Source organism: Synechococcus sp. R8-2 (assembly GCF_047461715.1).
GTDB lineage: Bacteria > Cyanobacteriota > Cyanobacteriia > Thermostichales > Thermostichaceae > Thermostichus.
Window position 1 is genome coordinate 1 of sequence record NZ_JANSHQ010000747.1, and the last position, 1,760, is coordinate 1,760.

Below are 1,760 nucleotides of genomic sequence, written 5' to 3' on the forward strand. Positions count from 1 at the left end.
GACTCCGCCCCGCTGACGCGATTAGATCCGATTAGATCAGGGTAGGGCGGGGCAGGAGCTGTTTTGGCAGCAACCCATGCACACCTTTCATGGGGCTGTTCACCACCTGCGTGATGTGGAAGTGGACAGCAATGCTGCAAAGCACATAGGCTTCCTCTCGCCCAATGCCGACAAACCGATGCAGAAAATCGATCATCCGCCTTAGGGCAATCTCAAAGGCCGCATCCAGATCCTCGGCAAAGCCCATGGTAATGAAATCGGTCGGGGTTTCCGCCAGCGGTGCCTCGAGCGGCAGATCTTTGCGCAGGATCAACTGCAAAGTGCCATTCATGGAAGTTTCAATGGCCGTTACATCAACTTCTCCGTCCCCTTGAGCGGAGTGGCCATCCCCCACCGAAAAAAGGGCACCGGGCACAAAGACCGGCAAAAAAACTCGGGATCCCGCCTGCAATTGGCGGTTGTCGATGTTGCCACCATAGTTGCCGGGGGGGATAGAGCTGCGGCTGGTTTCCTCGGTCGCCACCCCCAAGATGCCAAAGAAGGGGCGAATGGGGACGCGGATGCCGCTGCCGGGAGGAAATTCCGCTACCCCCTGGTCTATATCTAGGTCGATGAAGCGCAGTCGCGGCTGATCAAATTCTCCGGGCAAAGCCCCCCATCCGGGACGGATGGCATTGAAACCGATGGGCAAGCGGGGGGTGATCGCTTGCAAGCGCACTTCCAGCACATCTCCAGGTTCAGCTCCCTCAACGTAGATCGGCCCGGTCAACAGATGGGGGCCCGGCCCCACTCGGCGCTCGGCAGGCAAGGTTTGGCAAATTTCGAGGAATTCGGGCGTGAAGAAACGGTCCGGCGCTTTGCCGTAGTGGGCGAACCCCGAGTAGGTTTCCACCTGCACCACATCGCCCGATTGCACATACAAGGCCGGGGGCAGTTGGGAAGAAAAGCCGCCCAAGTGGACGGTATGGGGAGTGGCTTTGAGGGTGTGAACGGGCACGGCCAGGGATCCCTTGCAAAAGACCCATTCAATCTAAAGAAAAATCCCCTCCAATCCTGAATTAGACTGTTCCTCAAGCCGGTATCTCTGGCTACTGTTTGCCCAGGGGTGGCGTGGCGACAATGTTCCCCACATTTGCTATCTTGACTTGCTATCTTGAAGGTCTGTGGGCAGGGATCCCCGGTTGCAGGGCTTGGCCTGGAACTGGTGCCCCGGGTGTGGAGGACAACTGCAATCTTCCCGGAGACCTGCATACTGAGTTCGATAGGTTTGTCAGCGCTGTCAACTGTGATCGCGGGTGTCATCTCCAGTATTTCTACCCTCCGGGATCCCGACTGGGATGTGGAAGTAACCGGCCTCCACAAGCGTTTTGGCGATTTTGTGGCTCTCAATGGCATTGAGCTGAACATCCGGCGGGGGGAGTTTTTCGGCCTGCTGGGCCCTTCCGGCTGTGGCAAGACCACCCTGCTGCGCATCCTGGCCGGCCTGGAGATGGCCGATGCTGGGGAAGTGGTGATTCGAGGTCGCCCGGTAGGCCACTTGCCCGCCCACAAGCGCAATGTCAACACCGTGTTCCAGAGCTATGCCCTTTTCCCTTTTATGACGGTGGAGGACAACATCGCCTTCGGCCTGCGCATGCGGGGTGTGCGGGGGGAAGCTCTGCGCAAGCGGGTGGCCGCTGCTATGGAATTGGTGGAGATTGCAGCTCTGGCCAAGCGGAAGCCCCATGAGCTGTCGGGGGGACAGCAGCAGCGGGTGGCCT

At 59.0% G+C, this 1,760-nt stretch carries 2 protein-coding genes; one reads left to right on the top strand and one right to left on the bottom strand.

Features of this window, described 5'->3' with window-relative positions; all coding sequences use genetic code 11:
- Window positions 1–31: 31 nt before the first annotated feature.
- On the bottom strand, window positions 32–997 hold the full coding sequence (locus NW819_RS14415) for an acetamidase/formamidase family protein (protein ID WP_414398800.1): 966 nt from the start codon (window positions 995–997) through the stop codon (window positions 32–34).
- A gap of 288 nt (window positions 998–1,285) precedes the next feature.
- Here NW819_RS14415 and NW819_RS14420 point away from each other — a divergent pair.
- Window positions 1,286–1,760, top strand: a 475-nt coding sequence (locus NW819_RS14420; RefSeq protein WP_414414167.1) for an ABC transporter ATP-binding protein, incomplete at its 3' end; no start/stop codon positions are given.